Source organism: Castellaniella denitrificans (assembly GCF_042653765.1).
GTDB classification, from domain to species: Bacteria; Pseudomonadota; Gammaproteobacteria; order Burkholderiales; family Burkholderiaceae_B; genus Castellaniella; species Castellaniella denitrificans.
Map to the genome: position 1 here is coordinate 1,119,968 of NZ_JBHSEZ010000001.1, position 17,835 is coordinate 1,137,802.

General features: G+C 68.5%; 15 protein-coding genes. 8 read left to right on the forward strand and 7 right to left on the reverse strand.

The genetic code is table 11. The annotated features are described in order from the left end of the window. Window positions 1–81: 81 nt before the first annotated feature. The 3 genes from ACFO27_RS05195 to kynU all read right to left on the reverse strand — a co-directional run bounded on the left by ACFO27_RS05195 (window position 82) and on the right by kynU (window position 3,632). Window positions 82–855 (reverse strand): alpha/beta hydrolase, encoded by a 774-nt coding sequence (locus tag ACFO27_RS05195; RefSeq protein WP_376816322.1) that lies wholly within the window; start codon window positions 853–855, stop codon window positions 82–84. A 38-nt stretch (window positions 856–893) separates the two neighbouring features. Next, window positions 894–2,306, reverse strand: a complete 1,413-nt coding sequence (locus ACFO27_RS05200) for an amino acid permease (protein WP_376816323.1) — start codon at window positions 2,304–2,306, stop codon at window positions 894–896. A gap of 75 nt (window positions 2,307–2,381) precedes the next feature. Further along, window positions 2,382–3,632 carry a kynureninase gene (gene kynU, locus ACFO27_RS05205; protein ID WP_376816324.1) on the reverse strand — a complete coding sequence of 417 codons (1,251 nt, stop codon included), beginning with the start codon at window positions 3,630–3,632 and terminating at the stop codon, window positions 2,382–2,384. A gap of 140 nt (window positions 3,633–3,772) precedes the next feature. On the opposite strand from kynU, the gene ACFO27_RS05210 reads away from it, so the two are divergent. Beyond that, on the forward strand, window positions 3,773–4,228 hold the full coding sequence (locus tag ACFO27_RS05210; RefSeq protein WP_376816325.1) for an Lrp/AsnC family transcriptional regulator: 456 nt from the start codon (window positions 3,773–3,775) through the stop codon (window positions 4,226–4,228). 16 nt (window positions 4,229–4,244) lie between these two features. On the opposite strand, the gene ACFO27_RS05215 is transcribed toward ACFO27_RS05210, so the two are convergent. The 3 genes from ACFO27_RS05215 to ACFO27_RS05225 are packed head-to-tail and all read right to left on the reverse strand — an operon-like array spanning window position 4,245 to window position 7,041. Further along, window positions 4,245–5,207, reverse strand: coding sequence for a LysR substrate-binding domain-containing protein (locus ACFO27_RS05215; RefSeq protein WP_376816326.1), 963 nt, complete (start codon window positions 5,205–5,207; stop codon window positions 4,245–4,247). A 5-nt stretch (window positions 5,208–5,212) separates the two neighbouring features. Next, a complete protein-coding gene (locus ACFO27_RS05220; protein ID WP_376816327.1) occupies window positions 5,213–6,127 on the reverse strand; it encodes a DMT family transporter in 915 nt (304 codons plus the stop codon). After that, a complete protein-coding gene (locus tag ACFO27_RS05225; protein ID WP_376816328.1) occupies window positions 6,124–7,041 on the reverse strand; it encodes a LysR family transcriptional regulator in 918 nt (305 codons plus the stop codon). The genes ACFO27_RS05220 and ACFO27_RS05225 overlap by 4 nt, the downstream gene beginning before the upstream one ends. A gap of 221 nt (window positions 7,042–7,262) precedes the next feature. Between ACFO27_RS05225 and gcl the strand changes: the two genes are divergently transcribed. From gcl to ACFO27_RS05260, 7 genes are all read left to right on the forward strand, one after another. After that, a complete protein-coding gene (gene gcl, locus ACFO27_RS05230) occupies window positions 7,263–9,044 on the forward strand; it encodes a glyoxylate carboligase (protein ID WP_376816329.1) in 1,782 nt (593 codons plus the stop codon). 14 nt (window positions 9,045–9,058) lie between these two features. Further along, window positions 9,059–9,835: a hydroxypyruvate isomerase gene (gene hyi, locus ACFO27_RS05235; protein ID WP_376816330.1), complete on the forward strand. Its 777-nt coding sequence runs from the start codon at window positions 9,059–9,061 to the stop codon at window positions 9,833–9,835. 51 nt (window positions 9,836–9,886) lie between these two features. Beyond that, window positions 9,887–10,777, forward strand: a complete 891-nt coding sequence (gene glxR / locus ACFO27_RS05240; RefSeq protein ID WP_323026171.1) for a 2-hydroxy-3-oxopropionate reductase — start codon at window positions 9,887–9,889, stop codon at window positions 10,775–10,777. Between the two features lie 141 nt (window positions 10,778–10,918). Then, complete coding sequence (locus ACFO27_RS05245; RefSeq protein WP_376816331.1) at window positions 10,919–12,181, forward strand: glycerate kinase type-2 family protein; 1,263 nt, start codon at window positions 10,919–10,921, stop codon at window positions 12,179–12,181. 32 nt (window positions 12,182–12,213) lie between these two features. Next, entirely contained in the window at window positions 12,214–12,645 is a 432-nt protein-coding gene (locus tag ACFO27_RS05250) for a GlcG/HbpS family heme-binding protein (protein ID WP_376816332.1), read from the forward strand. Further along, a complete protein-coding gene (pyk, locus tag ACFO27_RS05255) occupies window positions 12,642–14,066 on the forward strand; it encodes a pyruvate kinase (RefSeq protein WP_376816333.1) in 1,425 nt (474 codons plus the stop codon). The genes ACFO27_RS05250 and pyk overlap by 4 nt, the downstream gene beginning before the upstream one ends. 175 nt (window positions 14,067–14,241) lie before the next feature. Continuing rightward, the gene (locus ACFO27_RS05260; RefSeq protein WP_376816334.1) at window positions 14,242–16,416 is read left to right on the forward strand and encodes a malate synthase G; all 2,175 of its coding nucleotides are present in this window, start codon (window positions 14,242–14,244) and stop codon (window positions 16,414–16,416) included. A 148-nt stretch (window positions 16,417–16,564) separates the two neighbouring features. Here ACFO27_RS05260 and ACFO27_RS05265 read toward each other — a convergent pair whose 3' ends face one another. After that, a complete protein-coding gene (locus ACFO27_RS05265; protein ID WP_376816335.1) occupies window positions 16,565–17,686 on the reverse strand; it encodes a 5-methyltetrahydropteroyltriglutamate--homocysteine S-methyltransferase in 1,122 nt (373 codons plus the stop codon). Window positions 17,687–17,835: the final 149 nt, after the last annotated feature.

Consider the following 17,835-nt stretch of genomic DNA (forward strand, 5'->3'; position numbering starts at 1 on the left):
AAAAAAATGGTCTTTGAGATTCCATAATGGAATCTACAGGCCATGGATGCCCGTCAAGCAGAAGGCATCCAGGCCACGAGCCTAATGCCCGGCAAGGCGCGGCAGCGAGGCGTAATAGGCATTGAGGATGTCGTAATGATCGCGGCCCGGCAGCACCCGGCTCGACACCGGCGCATGGGGGGCGCACATCTGCCGCAGATGCCGTGCGAACCGGGCGCTTTGCGACCGCAGTTCAGGCAGCTCCAGGGCGCCCACGACGACTTCGCAGGGGACCGGGGCGCCATCCCGCATGCGCGCCGGGCTGTAGCGCTCGATGTCGTCATCGCTCAGTCGCAGCGCCGCATCCAGATGCGTATCCCGGATCGGCGCCAGGTCGTACACGCCGCTCAGCAGATGGACGGCGTCCACGGCGGGATGAGCCATATGGCAGGCGGCCAGATGCGCCCCGGCGGAATGCCCCGTCAGGATCAACGGCCGGCCGGCCCAGGATTGCCGCCGCAGAAAATCCAGCGCGCGGCCGACCTGCCGCACGATGTCCGCCAGCCGGCTGCGCGGCGCCAGGTCGTATTCCAGCAGGACGCAGCGATAGCGCTGCCGCCGCAGCGGCGGGACGATGAAGGCGAAATCCGCCTTGTCGCACCATTGCCAGTAGCCGCCGTGGATGAACACCACCGTTCCCACGGCATCCGGACACTCGAAAACGTCCAGCGCGCTGCGAAAACCGTCGGCGTAGGGGACGTCCCGCCGATGCGGCAGGTCCCGGTACGCCTGCCGGCTGCGCCGGGCGAAATCCGCCAGCACCGCCGCCTCGTCGGCGACGGTCCGGCTGTTGTCGTAGGGCCGCGGATCTGTCATGCCTCCTCCCGGAACAGCAAGCCCGCGCCGGGCGCGGATCAATCCCGCCCGGCCGCAGGCCGGGCGGCCCGATCGTCGCCCATCCCCCGGCGCAGGTGCCGCGCCCCGTACACCGCCAGCAGCGCCAGCATGAAGGGCACACCGAACACCAGGGTGGCGTGGAAGATGTCGATGAACCAGGTGGTGAGCAGAATCGCCAGGATCAGGCCCAGGCCCAGCAGGGTGCCCACCGGGTAGCCGATCATGCGGAATGCCAGCGTCGTCCCGTCCCGGGCCATGCGGCGGCGGAAGAACAGGTGGGTGAAGAAGATCATGCCCCAGGTGAACAGCACGCCGAACATGGACAGGGCGATCATGATGGGAAACGCCGTGTCCGGATTGGCGACATACACGGATGCCGCCACCGCTATGCCGCTGGCGGACACCGCCAGCGCGTTGAGCGGCACCCCGTTGGTACGGATCCAGCCCAGCACAGCCGGCGCGTCGCCGGCCCGCGACAGGCTGAACAGCATCCGGGTCGAGATGTACAGCATGCTGTTCATGGCCGACAGGGCCGCGACGATCACGATGAAGTTCAGGATGCTGTCGGCGTAGGGAATGCCCACGGACTGCATCACCGTGATGAAGGGGCTGGTCGTACCGTCGGCCACCAGGGTCTTCCAGGGCACCAGCATCACGATCAGGGACAGCGACAGCAGATAGAAGATCACCAGCCGCGCCACGGTCGCCTTGAAGGCCTGGCGCACGGCCCGCTCGGGATGCTCGGCCTCGCCCGCCGCCACGGCGATCATCTCGATGCTGAAATAGCTGAAGATCGAGATGATCACGCCGATCCAGACCCCGCTCCAGCCATTGGGCACGAGGCCGCCCTGGCCCGTCAGGTTTTCCGCCACCGGCACCGCACCCCGCCCGCCGGCGAGCACGCCGATCGCCAGGACGATGAAGGCCACGATGGCGAAGACCTTGATGGCCGAGAACCAGTATTCCACCGACCCGAAGGCCTTGACGCTGTAGGCGTTGACGCCGATCAGCACCGCCGAGAAACCGACGATCCAGATCCAGGCGGCGACGTCCGGGAACCAGAACTTCATGTATTCGGCCACCGCGGTGACTTCCGTGCCGACGGCCAGCACGATGCTGGACCAGTAGCAGTAACGCACCAGGAAGCCCGCCAGGGGGCTGATGTAATGCTCGGCGTAGGCGCCGAACGAACCGGACGTGGGATGCGCCACCGTCATTTCGGCCAGGCAGCCCATCAGCAGCAGCGCGATGAGGCCGCCGATGACGTAGCTCGCGACCACGCCCGGGCCGGCGAATCCGATGGCGAACTTGCTGCCCAGGAACAGGCCCGTGCCGATCGCGCCGCCGATGGCGATCATGCTCATTTGCCGCGCGGTCAGTTTCTTGTGCAGCCCCGCCTCGCGGGACTGGATCTTGTCGAATCCGTCCATGTCTCTCTCCTGATTTCCATCTTGTTTTTTTATGGTTGGCGGCCCGGCTCGAAGGCCGGGCCAGGGGTCACGCCGTCACGTCACCAGCCCGCGCTCGCGGAACTCGTCCCGGTCCCATTCGCGCCGCGCCAGCACGGCCTTCAGGTGCTGGACGGCGTCCCAGACATCGACGAAACGCAGATACAGGGGGGTGATTCCGAAGCGCATGACCTCGGGCTCGCGGTAGTCGCCGATCACGCCGCGGGCGATCAGCGCCCGCACGACGGCGTAGCCCTGGGGATGGCGGAAGCTGACGTGGCTGCCGCGGTACTTGTGGTCCAGCGGCGTCACCAGCGTCAGGTCCTGGCCGGCGCATTCCTGTTCCACCAGCCGGATGAACAGGTCGGTCAGGGCGAGGGACTTGCGGCGGATCTTCTCCATGTCGGTCCGCAGGAAGATGTCCACCCCGCACGCCACCAGGCTCATGGACACGATGGGCTGCGTGCCGCACAGAAAGCTGCGGATGCCGGGATCGGGCACGTAGTCGGTCGCCATGTCGAACGGCCGCGCATGCCCCCACCAGCCCGACAGGGGCTGCCGGAAATCGGCCCGGTGCCGGGGATGCGCCCACAGCATGGCCGGCGCGCCGGGGCCGCCGTTCAGGTACTTGTAGGTGCAGCCGATGGCGAAATCCGCATCCGCATCCTTCAGGCCGATGGGCACGGCGCCGATCGAATGGCACAGGTCCCAGACCGCCAGGGCGCCCCGCGCATGCACCAGTTCATCGACCGACCGCATGTCGTACAGGTAGCCGGTCCGGTAATTGACGTGCGACAGCACCACCACGGCGACCTGTTCCGTCACGGCCGCGTCCAGGTCTTCGGGACGGTCGATCAGCCGCAGGGCGTATCCCTGGTCCAGGAGCCCGGCCAGGCCCTGGATCACGTACAGGTCCGTGGGAAACGAGTCCCGCTCGGCCAGGATGACCTTCCGCTCCGGATGCGCGCGCCGCTGGATGTCCACGGCGTTGGCCACGACCTTGAACAGGTTCAGCGAAGTCGTGTCGGTGACGATGGTCTCGCCGGCGCCGGCGCCGATCAGCGGCGCCAGATGATCGCCCAGGCGCGTGGGCATCGTCCACCAGTCGTTCTTGTTCCAGCTGTTGATCAGGTCGACGCCCCACTCGCGGCGGATGACGTCCTGGGCGCGCGCCAGCGCGTTCTTCGGCATGGCGCCCAGCGAGTTGCCGTCCAGGTAGAGGACCCCCTCGGGCAGGTCGAACTGCTGCCTGAGGCCGGCCAGTTCGTCGGCCTGGTCGCGGGCCCGGCATTGTTCCAGTGTGATCATGATGCCTCCTTGTATTTTCCTGAAAAAAGTCTATCAAGGAAGCGCTTGGAAATTATTCGAATGTTCCAACTCAAAGTGCAAATATCGGAATATCATTCTGTTTATTCTCATAATAATCGAAGGATATTCCAGCCATGAGAATGGACCCCTTAGACGTCAAGATCCTGGGCATCCTGCAGAGGAACGGCCGCCTGAGCAATCTCGAACTGGCCGACATGGTCGCCCTGTCGCCGTCGGCCTGCCACCGGCGCGTCAAGCTGCTCGAGGAAAGCGGCTACATCGACGGCTACCACGCCGTCCTGAACGCCAAGAAGCTGGGCTTCGACATCCAGGCGCTGATCGACCTGAACATCGGCCAGCTCAGCGAAGCCGAGCACGAATATTTCACACGTGAAATCGGCCTGATGCCCGAAGTGGTCAGCGCCTACATCGTGACCGGCGAGACCAATTACGTGCTGCTCGTGCGCACCCGCAATTTCGAGGAGTTCTCCCAGTTCGTGGTCAACCGGCTGAACAAGCTCAAGGGCGTCACCAAGATCTGCTCGCAGATCGTGCTGAGCGAGCTGAAGCCGCTGAGCGGGCGCGTGCCGCTCTGATGCCCGCGCCGGGGGCTCAGCCCGCCGGCGGGATTCCGCCGGTGTCCTGCGCCCGCGCCCCGACTTCTTTGAGGATGCCGATGAACAGGGCCGCCGCGGGCACCGGCTCGCGGTCGGCCCGCAGGCTGTAGCCGATGGTGCCGAACGGCACGCGCACGCGAATGGGGACTTCGAACAGCGCCCCCGCGTGGATCAGCGGCCGGGCCGCCACGCTGGGCAGCATGGCCAGCGTGTCGGACCGCGCCAGGATGCCCAGATTGGTCAGCATCGACAGCGAGACGATCTGGTTGTGGGGAATCGGGAGGTCGTGGCCGCGAAAGAACCGGTCCACCTGCCTGCGCACCGGCGACGCGTTGGACGGCACGATCCACGGATAATCCAGCAGATCCCCGGGGGCGCAATCCGGCCGCCGCGACAGGGGGTGGCTGGCGCGCGCCACGATCATCAGCTCGTCGTCGTAGATCGGGTGCGCCTCCACCCCTTCGCCCGGGTTCTCCGGCAGGCGGCCGACGATCACGTCCAGTTCGCCCACCCGCAGCATGGGAAACAGGATGTCGTTGGTGGCCTCCTGGATCATCAGACCCACCTTGGGGTGGCGGCGCTTCATCAGGGCCACGCTTTCGGGCAGCAGCCAGGCCGACGCGGAAATCAGGGTGCCGACGGCCACCTGGCCGCCCTCGCCGCTGCGCAGCGCCACCAGTTCCTCGCTCAAGGCGCGCGCATCGCCCAGCATGGGGCGGATGCGTTCCAGCAGATGCTCGGCGAACACGGTCAGCCGCACGCCCTTGCTGTGGCGCTCGAACAGCGTGACCTCCAGCAGCTCTTCCAGCTGCCGGACGATCTTGACCACGTTCGGCTGGGTCATGTGCACGGCCTCGGCGGCCTTGTGCATGGACCCCAGGGTGGCCACCCGCTCGAAGACCAGCAGCTGCTTGAACTTCAGGTCGCGCACGCGCGACAGGCTCTGGTCCGACAGCATCGCGGCTACTTCCGCCCGCCCATCGACCGCAGGCTGATCACCGCCAGCGCCACGCCGATCAGAATCATGCCCGCCAGTTCCAGCCCGCCGGGGACTTCGCCCAGTTCCAGCCAGCCGGCCAGCACGCCGACCACCGGCACGCCCAGCGACGACAGGCCCGCCATCCCGGCGGACAGGTGCTGCAGGGCGAACAGCCACAGGTACCAGGCCAGGGCGGTCGCCAGGATCGCGTTGTACGCCAGCGCGCCGTAGAAATAGGGCACGGGCTCGATCGGCCGTTCCGGCACCACCCAGGCGGCGACGCACAGCGCCAGCGCGCCGAACAGCATCTGCCACGCCGTCAGCGGCAGCGTGTCCATCGGATGGTCGCGCTTGATCCATTTGGCCACCAGGGTCGCCAGTGCCCAGCACAGGCCCGAGGCAATGGCCAGCATCTCGCTGACGATGCCCGCGTGATGGTTCCAGGGTTCCAGGATCAGCAGCAGGCCCGCCGCCGCCAGCGCCAGGGCCAGCCACTGCAATCCCCGGATCCGCTCGCCGAACGCCACCCAGGCCAGCGGAATGACCCAGAACGGCATCGTGTACACCAGGATCGAGGTCTTGCCCGCGCCGCCATGCAGCAGCGCGATCTGGATCAGGGCGGAAAACGCCCCGGTCTGCAGCAGGCCCAGCAGCACTACCCGAGGCCAGGCCCGGATGCGCATGGGACGCCCCAGAACCTTCAGCACCAGCAGCAGCGCCACGGCGCCGAACAGGGTGCGCAGCGCGGAAAAATCGAAGGGGCCGACATACGCCAGCACCTTTTTCATGACGACCCAGTTGTAGCCCCAGACCAGCGCCATGCCCGCCAGCGCCATCAGCGCGAGCCGTTCGTTGCGGCGATTGCCGCCGCCGCGCGGCGGCGTTTTTTCAGCGTTCAAGATGATCTCTGTCCTTCCCAATAACCGGGCTCATGATAATGGCTTCTCAGGTCGTCGATGAAATAGCGCACCTTGGCCGGCAGGTAGCGCTGCTGCGGATAGACGGCCTGGATATCGTAGGCGGGCAGGGCGAACTCGTCGAGCACCGTCACCAGTTCGCCGCGCTTCAGTTCGCGCTGGATCTCCCAGGTGGATCGCCAGCCGATGCCCAGCCCCTGGCGCACCCAGCGGTACAGCAGTTCGCCGTCGTTGCAGGCCAGGTCGCCGCGCACCCGCACGGCGAAGGGCTTGCCGTCGCGCACGAAGGTCCAGCCGCGATGCTGTCCGCCCTGGAGGTTGAAGGCCAGGCAGTTGTGCCGCGCCAGGTCCTCGGGCACGCGCGGCACGCCGTGCGACTCGAAATAGGCGGGCGTGCCGCAGACCACGCGGCGGTTCGGATACAGGCGCACCGCCACGTAGTTCGGATCGGTGACCTCGCCGATGCGGATCGCCATGTCGTAGCCTTCGCGCACCAGGTCCACCACGCTGTCGGTGAAATTGAAGGACAGCGCCAGGTCCGGGTAGCGCTCGCGGAACGCCAGCGCATGCGGGGCCACGTGCAGGCGCCCGAACGAGGCCGGCGCCGACACCACCAGGTGGCCGGCGAGCGACCGGCCCCGGGACATGATGCTGGCGTCGGCGGCATCGAAATCCTGGATCAGCTGCTGGCAGTGCTCCAGGTAGCGTTCGCCCAGGTCCGTCAGCACCAGGCCGCGCGTGGACCGGTGCATCAGCTGCACCCCCAGGCGCTTTTCCAGCGCCGTCAGGCGGCGCCCCATGATGACCGGGGTCACGCCCTCGATCAGGGCCGCGGCGGCGAAGCTGCCCTGCTCTGCAATCAATACAAAACTGCGTATCTCGGTATAGCGGCTCAAGGCGACCCCCGCTGACTGGAAAGACCCGCAAAACACGACCGTACAAGAGGAATCCGGACGAAACCGGCATGTCCCGGGTCCATGGAATTCTACCCCAGACCCGCCACACAACATACAAATAGTATCGACAGAAGCGAGGGGGACTGGGATTCCTGCGCCAGGACGATTTCTTTATTCTGGTCCCGTCAACGAATGAACGTCCGATCGATCCAGGAGAAATCATGGCCAGAATGAGAGCAGTCGACGCCGCCGCCGCGGTCCTGCAGAAAGAAGGCATCACCACGCTGTTCGGCGTGCCCGGCGCCGCCATCAACCCGCTGTATTCCGCCCTGCGCAAGAACGGCGGCTTCAAGCACGTGCTGGCCCGCCACGTGGAAGGCGCCTCGCACATGGCCGAAGGCTACACCCGCGCCCATCCCGGCAACATCGGCGTCTGCCTGGGCACCTCCGGCCCCGCCGGCACCGACATGATCACCGGCCTGTACTCGGCCTCCGGCGATTCCATCCCCATCCTGTGCATCACCGGCCAGGCGCCGCGCGCGCAGCTGCACAAGGAAAGCTTCCAGGCCGTGGACATCGAGACCATCGCCAAGCCGGTCACCAAGTGGGCCGTGATGGCGCGCGAGCCCGAGCTGGTGCCGCGCATCCTGCAACAGGCCTTCCACGTCATGCGGTCCGGCCGCCCCGGCCCGGTGCTGGTGGACCTGCCCTTCGACGTGCAGATGGCGGAAATCGAATTCGACATCGACACCTACGAGCCGCTGCCGGTCTACAAGCCCGCCGCCACCCCGGCCCAGGCCGCCCGCGCCGTGGCCATGCTCAACGCCTCCGAGCGCCCGCTGCTGGTCGCCGGCGGGGGCATCTTCAGCGCCCAGGCCGAAGACCTGCTGCGGGAATTCGCCGAGCTGACCGGCGTGCCCGTCATCCCCACCCTGATGGGCTGGGGCGTGATCCCCGACGACCACCCGCTGATGGCCGGCATGGCCGGCCTGCAGACCGCGCACCGCTACGGCAACGCCAGCCTGCTGGCCTCGGACTTCGTCATGGGCATCGGCAACCGCTGGGCCAACCGCCACACGGGCTCGACCCCGGTCTACACCAAGGGCCGCACCTTCGTGCACATCGACGTCGACCCGACCCAGATCGGCAAGGTCTTCGGCCCCGACTACGGCATCGCCTCGGACGCCGGCGCGGCCCTGCGCCTGATGATCGAGGAGGCCAGGCGCCTGAAGGCCGCCGGCCAGCTGCGCGACCGCGGCGCCTGGGCCCAGGAATGCCGCGCGCGCAAGGGCGAGAAGTCCATGCAGCGCAAGACCCACTTCGACCAGTCGCCGCTCAAGCCGCAGCGCGTGTACGAGGAAATGAACAAGGCCTTCGGCCGCGACGTGCGCTACGTCACCACCATCGGCCTGTCGCAGATCGCCGCCGCCCAGATGCTGCACGTCTACGGCCCGCGCCACTGGATCAACGCCGGCCAGGCCGGCCCCCTGGGCTGGACCGTGCCCGCCACGCTGGGCGTGGTGGCCGCCGACACCGGCGACGAGATCGTGGCCCTGTCCGGCGACTACGACTTCCAGTTCATGATCGAGGAACTGGCCGTGGGCGCGCAATTCAACCTGCCCTACATCCACATTGTGGTCAATAATGCCTACCTGGGGCTGATCCGCCAGTCGCAGCGCGGCTTCGACATGGACTATTGCGTGCAGCTGGCCTTCGACAACATCAACGCGCCGGAAACCGACGGCTACGGCGTGGACCACGTCAAGGTCGCGGAAGGCCTGGGCTGCAAGGCCATCCGCGTGAAGCAGGTCGAGGACATCCAGCCCGCGATCGCCCAGGCCCGCGCCTGGATCAAGGAATTCCGCGTGCCCGTCGTCGTCGAGTTCATCCTGGAGCGCATCACCAACATCTCCATGGGCAACGACATCGACGCGGTCAACGAGTTCGAGGAACTGGCCGAACGCGGCGCGGACGCCCCCACCGCCATCACCCTGCTGGACTGAAGGAGTCACACGACATGCCCAAATTCGCCGCCAACCTGTCGATGCTGTTCACCGAGATCGACTTCCTGGACCGCTTCCAGGCCGCCGCCAAGGCCGGCTTCAAGGGGGTCGAATACCTGTTCCCCTACGCCTACGACAAGCAGGAACTGGCCCGGCGCCTGAAGGACAACGACCTGGTCCAGGTGCTGCACAACCTGCCCGCCGGCGACTGGGAGGCCGGCGAGCGCGGCATCGCCTGCCACCCCGGCCGCGTCGAGGAATTCAGGCAGGGCGTCGCCCGCGCCATCGAATACGCCCAGGCCCTGGGCTGCCCGCAGCTCAACTGCCTGGCCGGCAAGGTCCCCGCGGGCGTGGACCCCGCCACGGCTCACAGGACCTTCGTCGAGAACCTGCGCTACGCGGCCGCCGAACTGAAGAAGGCCGGCATCCGCCTGGTGATCGAACCCATCAACACCTTCGACATCCCGGGCTTCTTCCTGTCGCGCACCGACCAGGCGCTGGCCATCATCGCCGAAGTCGGCTCCGACAACCTGCGCGTGCAGTACGACATCTACCACGCGCAGCGCATGGAAGGAGAACTGGGCAACACGATCGGCAAGCACCTGGGCTCCATCGGCCACATCCAGCTCGCCGACAACCCCGGGCGCAACGAACCGGGCACCGGCGAGATCAACTACCGCTGGCTGCTGCGCCACATCGACGCCGTCGGCTACGACGGCTGGATCGGCTGCGAGTACAAGCCGGCCGGCCGCACCGAGGACGGCCTGGGCTGGATCCAGGCACTGGCCTGACCCGTCCGGGCACAGCTTACGCAACGACACGAACCCACAAGGAGAACTCACATGGCCAACATCGGTTTCATCGGTCTGGGCATCATGGGCACCCCCATGGCCGCCAACCTCATCCAGGGCGGCCACACCCTGGCCACCTTCACCCACGGCAAGACGCCGCAGAGCCTGCTGGACGCGGGCGCCAAGGCGCTGGCCAACGCGACCGAGGTCGCCAAGGCCTCCGACATCGTCATCGTCATGGTGCCCGACACGCCCGACGTCGAAGCCGTGCTGTTCGGCGAGAACGGCGTGGCCGCCGGCCTGAGCAAGGGCAAGATCGTCATCGACATGAGCTCGATCTCGCCCGTCGCCACCAAGGAATTCGCCAAGAAGATCAACGCGCTGGGCTGCGAATACCTGGACGCCCCGGTGTCCGGCGGCGAAGTCGGCGCCAAGGCCGCCAGCCTGACCATCATGATCGGCGGCAGCCAGGCCGCCTTCGACCAGTGCAAGCCGATCTTCGAGCTGATGGGCAAGAACATCACCCTGGTCGGCGGCAACGGCGACGGCCAGACCACCAAGGTCGCCAACCAGATCATCGTCGCCCTGACCATCGAGGCCGTGGGCGAAGCCCTGGTGCTGGCCTCCAAGGCCGGCGCCGATCCGGCCAAGGTCCGCCAGGCGCTGATGGGCGGCTTCGCCAGCTCGCGCATCCTGGAAGTGCACGGCGAACGCATGGTCAAGCGCACCTTCGATCCGGGCTTCCGCATCAACCTGCACCAGAAGGACCTGAACCTGGCCCTGACCACCGCCCGCCAGCTGGGGCTGTCCCTGCCCAGCACGGCCGTGGCCCAGGAACTGTTCAACGCCTGCGTGGCCCACGGCGGCGCCGGCTGGGACCACTCCGGCATGGTGCGCGCGCTGGAAATCCTGGCCAACCACGAAATCGGCCAGTCAGCGTAAGCTGAACCCCCGCACCTTGTCCGGCGGACCCGCCCATCGCGCAGGGGGCCGCTCGCCGGGCAGGGCGCAAACCCCGGCGGCCTCCCGGCCGTCGCGGCTTGCGACGCCGCTGACCCCCCTTACCCTCGGGATGGACGCACCATGAACCTCTCGCCCCGCGAGCTTCTCACCCGCATGTTCCAGGCGGCCGTACGCGCCGCCCAGCCCGAACACTGCATCCCCGCCTTCCTGCCGCAACGGCCCAAGGGGCGCACGATCGTCATCGGTGCCGGCAAGGCCTCGGCCGCCATGGCGCAGGCCTTCGAGCGGCACTGGTCCGGCCCCATCGAGGGGCTGGTGGTCACCCGCTACGGCTACGCCGTGCCCTGCGAGCGCATCGAGATCGTCGAGGCCGCCCATCCGGTGCCCGACGAGGCCGGCGAGACCGCCGCCCGGCGGCTGTTCGAACAGGTGGCCGGCCTGACGGCCGACGACCTGGTGGTCTGCCTGATCTCGGGCGGCGGCTCCTCGCTGCTGCCCGTGCCGGGCGCCGGCGTGACCCTGGCCGACAAGCAGGCCATCAACCGCGCCCTGCTGAAATCGGGCGCCACGATCTCCGAGATGAACTGCGTGCGCCGCCACCTGTCGGGCATCAAGGGCGGCCGGCTCGCGGCGGCCTGCGCCCCCGCGCGCGTGGTCAACCTGCTGATCTCCGACGTCCCAGGCGACCAGCCCTGCGACATCGCCTCCGGCCCGACCGTGGCCGACCCGAGCACCTGCGCCGACGCGCTGGAGATCGTGCGCCGCTACGGCATCGGCCTGCCGGCGGGCGCGCGCCGCCTGCTGGAATCCGGCGAGGGCGAGACCCTCAAGCCCGGCGACGCCCGGCTGGCGCGCGTCGAGACCCACCTGATCGCCACGCCCCAGATGGCCCTGGAAGCCGCCGCCTCGGTGGCCCGCGAGGCTGGCGTCACGCCGCTGCTGCTGGGCGACCGCATCGAAGGCGAGGCCCGCGACGTCGGCAAGGTCCTGGGCGGCATCGCCCTGCAGGTGCGCGCGCACGGCCAGCCGGCGCCCGCGCCCTGCGTGCTGCTGTCCGGCGGCGAGACCACCGTCACCGTGCGCGGCCAGGGCCGCGGCGGGCGCAACGTCGAATGCCTGCTGTCCCTGGCGATCGCCCTGGACGGCGCCCGGGACGTCCACGCCCTGGCCGGCGACACCGACGGCGTGGACGGCCAGGAAGAAATCGCCGGCGCCCTGATCGGCCCCGACACCCTGGCACGCGCCTGGGCGGCCGGCATGCCGCCGCGCGCGCACCTGAACGACAACGACGGCCATGGCTTTTTCGAACGCCTGGGCGATTCCCTGATCACCGGCCCCACCCTGACCAACGTCAACGATTTCCGCGCCATCCTGGTTCTCTGAACCCGGCGGCGCCCCCCAGGAGACACCTCATCATGAAGACCATCCGAGTCCTGACTCTGGAAGACGCGCGCCGCATGGCGGCGGCCGCCGAAGGCGAGGCCCGCCGCAGCGGCTGGAACGTCAGCATCGCCATCTGCGACGTCGGCGGCCACGCCCTGTGGCTGCAGCGCATGGACGGCGCACCCCTCATGAGCGCCCAGATCGCGCCGGAAAAGGCCCGCGCCTGCGTCCTCAGCGGCAAGCCCAGCAAGGTCTACGAAGACATGGTCAACCAGGGCCGCATCGCCGCCCTGTCCATGCCGGTCGTGCCCCTGGAAGGCGGCGAGCCCATCTATTTCGACGGCAGCGTCATCGGCGCGGTCGGCGTGTCCGGCGTGCAAGCCGGGCAGGACGCCCAGGTGGCCCGCGCCGGCGTCGCCGCCCTGGACGGCGCCGACCACCTCTACGCGGGAGCCCAATCATGAAGGCCGACCGTCGCGCCCGCATCCTGGCCACCCTGGGGCCGGCCAGCTCCACCCTCGAACAGATCCGCGCCCTGGCCCGGGCCGGCGCCAACGTGTTCCGCCTGAACTTCAGCCATGGATCGCACGAGGACCACGCCGAACGCCACCGCCTCATCCGCCAGGTCGAACAGGAACTGGGCCATCCCATCGGCATCCTGATGGACCTGCAGGGGCCGAAGCTGCGCGTGGGCCGGATCGCCGGAGGCAAGGCCGTCCTGGCGGCGGGCCAGTCCTTCCGCCTGGACCTGGACCCCGCCGAGGGCGATGCCGCGCGCGCCAACCTGCCGCACCCGGAAATCTTCGCCGCCCTGGAAGACGGCACCGACCTGCTGCTGGACGACGGCAAGCTGCGCCTGCGCGTGGACCGCCACGGCCCGGACTTCGCCGAGACCACCGTGCTGGTGGGCGGCCCGCTGTCCGACCGCAAGGGCGTCAACGTGCCCGGCGTCATCCTGCCGATCTCCCCGCTCACGCCCAAGGACCGCGCCGACCTGGAATTCGGCCTGTCGCTGGGCGTGGACTGGGTCGCCCTGTCCTTCGTTCAGCGCCCGGAGGACATCGTCGAGGCGCGCGGCCTGATCGGCAACCGCGCCTGGATCATGGCCAAGCTCGAAAAGCCCGCGGCCATCGAGCACCTGGACGCCATCGTGGCGCAGGCCGACGGCATCATGGTGGCGCGCGGCGACCTGGGCGTGGAACTGCCCCCGCAGCGCGTGCCCATCCTGCAGCAGCGCATCGTGCGCCGCGCGCGGGCGGCCGGCAAGCCCGTCGTGGTGGCCACCCAGATGCTGGAATCCATGATCACCGCGCCCGTGCCCACCCGCGCCGAGGCCTCGGACGTCGCCACCGCCGTCTACAGCGGCGCCGACGCCGTCATGCTGTCGGCCGAATCGGCCTCGGGCCAGTATCCGGTCGAGGCGGTCACCATCATGGAGCACATCATCCGCGAGGTCGAGTCCGACCCTTCCTGGCGCGCCGGCCTGGACGCCAGCCACAGCCCGGCCGAAGCCAACATCCCGGACGCCATCTGCTGCGCCCTGCGCCGCGTCGCGGGCCTGCTGGAGCCGGCCGCGACGGTGGCCTACACGGCCTCGGGCTTCAGCGCCCTGCGCGCCAGCCGCGAGCGCCCCTCCACGCCGATCCTGGCCCTGACCTCGCAGCCGGAGACGGCCCGCCGCCTGGCCCTGGCCTGGGGCGTGCGCCCGGTCCACTTCCCCGAGCAGCTGCGCGAATCGACCGAAATGATCGACCGGGCCACCGCCGCCGCCCGCCAGGCCGGGCTGGCCGAGGCGGGCGACACGCTGATCGTGATCGCCGGCCTGCCGTTCGGGCGCAGCGGCAGCACCAACCTGCTGCACATCGCCCAGGTACCGGAAAAATAAGCACTATCCGGACCGGCATATAGCCCGCCCGCTTCCCAGGAAGCGGGCGTTTTCTTTTGCGCGACAGGCACTTGCGCACGCATGCCGGCCCGCCGCCGGCATGCGTGCGCCCTTTAACTCTTATAGAAGACTGCCTATAATCCAAGATTGACTTCCAGCTCATCCAAGGACCATCATGACCGATCGCATCTCCAGCCATGGACTCCAGATCGCCGCCTCGCTGCACCGCTTCCTCGAACAGGAAGCCCTGCCGGGCACGGGCATCCAGCCGGCCGCCTTCTGGGAAGGCCTGTCGGCGGTCATTCATGACCTCGCCCCCAGGAACCGCGCCCTGCTGGCCGAACGCGACCGCCTCCAGGCCGCCCTGGACGACTGGTACGCCCAGCATCCCGGTCCCGTCGCCGACCCGGCCGCCTACCGCGCCTTCCTGAAGGAAATCGGCTACCTGAAGGACGCTCCCGCCCAGGTCGCCGTCACCACGGCGAACGTCGACACCGAGATCACCGCCCAGGCCGGCCCGCAACTGGTCGTGCCGGTGATGAACGCCCGCTACGCCCTGAACGCCGCCAATGCCCGCTGGGGCAGCCTGTACGACGCCCTGTACGGCACCGACGCGATCCCCGAGACCGACGGCGCCGGGCGCGCCGGCGGCTACAACCCGGTGCGCGGCGCGCGCGTCATCGCCTTCGCCCGCCGCTTCCTGGACGAAAGCTTCCCCCTGGCCAGCGGTTCGCACGGCGAAGCCACGGCCTACGCCGTCGTCCAGGGCGGCCTGCGCGTCACGCTGCAGGACGGCACGGTCACCGGCCTGGCCGACGACGGCGCCTTCCTGGGCCACCGCGGCGACGCCGCCGCCCCGCAGGCCCTGGTCCTGCGCCACCACGGCCTGCACATCGAGATCCAGTTCGACGCGAACCATCCCATCGGCAGGACCGACCCCGCCCACATCAAGGACGTGGTCGTCGAGGCGGCCCTGACCACCATTATGGACTGCGAGGACTCCGTCGCCGCCGTGGACGCGGACGACAAGGTCGTCGCCTACCGCAACTGGCTGGGCCTGATGAAGGGCGACCTGTCCGAGGACCTGGTCAAGGGCGGCAAGACCATCACCCGCCGCCTGAACCCGGACCGCGAATACACCGCGCGCGACGGCTCCGCCGCCCGCCTGCACGGCCGTTCGCTGATGTTCGTGCGCAACGTCGGCCACCTGATGACCAACCCGGCCATCCTGGACCGCGACGGGCGCGAAGTGCCCGAAGGCATCCTGGACGCCGTCTGCACCTCGCTGATCGCCATCCACGACCTGAAGGCGCGCAAGAACTCCCGCACCGGCTCGATCTACATCGTCAAGCCGAAGATGCACGGCCCCGACGAAGTCGCCTTCGCCAGCGAGATCTTCGGCCGCGTCGAGCAGTTGCTGGGCCTGGCGCCCAACACGATCAAGATGGGCATCATGGACGAGGAACGCCGCACCAGCGTCAACCTCAAGGCCTGCATCGCCGCCGCCACCGAGCGCGTGGTGTTCATCAACACCGGCTTCCTGGACCGCACCGGCGACGAACTGCATACGTCCATGCGCGCGGGCGTCATGGTGCGCAAGCACGACATGAAGGCCCAGGCCTGGATCCAGGCCTACGAACTGAACAACGTGCAGACCGGCCTGGAATGCGGCCTGCGCGGCCACGCGCAGATCGGCAAGGGCATGTGGGCGATGCCCGACCTGATGGCCGCGATGCTGGAGCAGAAGGTCAGCCAGGTCAAGGCCGGCGGCAACACCGCCTGGGTGCCGTCCCCCACCGCCGCCACCCTGCACGCCCTGCACTACCACCAGGTCGACGTGGTCGAAGTGCAGAAATCCCTGGAAAGCCACCACGAAGACTACACCGACCGCATCCTGACCGTGCCGGTCACCGCCGCGCCCACCTGGACGCCCAAGCAGATCCAGCAGGAGCTGGACAACAACTGCCAGGGCATCCTGGGCTACGTGGTGCGCTGGATCGACCAGGGCGTGGGCTGCTCGAAGGTGCCCGACATCCACGACGTGGGCCTGATGGAAGACCGCGCCACGCTGCGGATCTCCAGCCAGCACATCGCCAACTGGCTGCTGCACGGCGTCGCCACCCGCGAGCAGGTCGAGGAAACCCTGCGCCGCATGGCCGCCGTGGTGGACAAGCAGAACGCCGGCGACCCCGCCTACGAGCCGATGGACGGCCATTTCGACACGTCCTGCGCCTTCAAGGCCGCCAGCGACCTGATCTTCAAGGGCCTGGAGCAGCCCAACGGCTACACCGAGCCGCTGCTGCACCACTGGCGCCAGGTGAAGAAGGCGGAACTGGCCGCGAAGGCCTGACCGCCCGGGCCGGATCGCCGATCCGGCCGCCACGGGGAACAAACGCCCGGGTCCTTGCGGATCCGGGCGTTTTTCATGGGGCGAGGTGGCGTCGCCAACACCGGCCACTCACCGGGACGCGCGGCGCCCCGGCGATCCACCAGGACGATCAGGCGTCGCCCCAGACCTCGCGGGCGGTCTCGACCACCAGGCGCAGCTTGGCGCGCTGGTCCTCGACGGCCACGTTGTTGCCATGCACCGTGCTCGAGAAGCCGCATTGCGGCGAAAGCGCGAGCTGCTCCAGGGGCGCGTGCTTCGCCGCCTCGTCGATGCGGCGCTTGAGGTCGTCCTTGGACTCCAGCGCGCCGAACTTGGTCGTGACCAGGCCCAGCACCACGATCTTGCCGCGCGGCAGGAAGCGCAAGGGACGGAAATCGCCGCTGCGGTCGTCGTCGTATTCCATGAAATACGCGTCCAGGTGCATTTCCGACAACAGGGCCTCGGCCACCGGCTCGTAGTTGCCCTCGGCCGCATAGGTGCTCTTGAAATTGCCGCGGCACAGGTGCATGGCCAGCACCATGCCCTCGGGCTTGCGCGCCACCACCCGGTTGATGAAGCGGGCGTAGCGGTGCGGCAGTTCGTTCGGATCGTCGCCGCGCGCCTTGGCCGCCTCGCGCATGCGCCCGTCGCACAGATAGGCCAGGTTGGTGTCGTCCATCTGCACGTAGCGGCAGCCGGCGTCGTACAGGCTGCGCAGTTCCTGGCCGTAGGCCTCGGCCACGTCCTCGTAGAAATCGGGGTCGAGCTCGGGATAGGCCACGGCGTCGATGCCGGCGCGCCCGCCCCGGAAATGCAGCATGGTGGGCGAGGGGATGGTGACCTTGGGCGTGTGGCCCGCCGAGACCTGGCTCGCCAGATACTCGAAGTCGGCGCGCTGGATGTCGCGCGCATGGCGCACCTTGCCGGTCACGAGGATCGACGGCGGCGCCAGGTGCTCCTTGCCGTCCGGTCCCGTCACGACCTTGGGATCGTCGGTGGTCACGCCGTCGAGCCGCCGCAGGAAATCCAGGTGGAAATACGTGCGGCGGAACTCGCCGTCCGTCACCGATTTCAGGCCGACGTCCTCCTGGAACCGCACGATCTCGGCGATGGCGCGGTCCTCGACGGCGCGCAGGGCGGCGGCGTCGATCTCGCCCCGGGCATGGCGGTCGCGCGCCTCGAGCAGATAGACGGGCCTCAGGAAGCTGCCGACGTGGTCGGCGCGAAACGGCGGGACGGTGCGTGTGGACATCGCGGTCTCCTTGGGGGAATTATTCAGTGTGCTGAAGAATCTCCTCGGGATTCTGCGTCAAGCGCGCGCCGCTGACAAGGGCCTTCCGGCGCGCCCGGCGGCGCACGTTCCGGCCGCATCTCCTACAATCCCGCCCATCCCCCGCCGAC